General features: G+C 41.9%; 1 protein-coding gene. It reads left to right on the top strand.

The window, feature by feature from the left end:
• The coding region (locus LKE08_RS11985) for a PPC domain-containing protein (RefSeq protein WP_324704463.1) at nucleotides 1–473 on the top strand (473 nt) is incomplete at both ends.

Raw genomic sequence — 473 nt, 5'->3', positions numbered from 1 at the left:
ATCAGTAGAGCAATTCAGGGAGGCACTTATTATGCAAGAGTCTATCCTGCCTTCTCTTCTGGCAATACCAACTACGACTTAGGATTTGGCTTCTTATCTCAACCCAGTACACTGACCTTGAGTCCTGGCAATAGTCTCAGTACAGCTTTAAATATTGGCAATTTAGCGCCCAGACAAACGGTTGAGGTGACTGATTTTGTAGGAGAAACTGATCTTTCTGATGTCTATCAGTTCACCGTTGATTCTAGTCGCGATGTTGACATTACTCTTAGTGGTGTAACTGACTCCGCAAGAGTTGAACTCATTAAAGATTTTAACAATAATGGGCAAATTAACGAAGGTGATGGTGATATTTTAAGTACAAGCAGCAGAGCTGACTCAGATTCTAATGCCACCATCAGTAGAGCAATTCAGGGAGGCACTTATTATGCAAGAGTCTATCCTGCCTTCTCTTCTGGCAATACCAACTACGA

The sequence above is a fragment of the Lyngbya sp. CCY1209 genome, from assembly GCF_035615495.1.
Taxonomy (GTDB): Bacteria; Cyanobacteriota; Cyanobacteriia; order Cyanobacteriales; family Microcoleaceae; genus Limnospira.
Note: the sequence above shows the minus strand (reverse complement) of the source record. Positions and strands in the feature narration are given on the sequence as shown.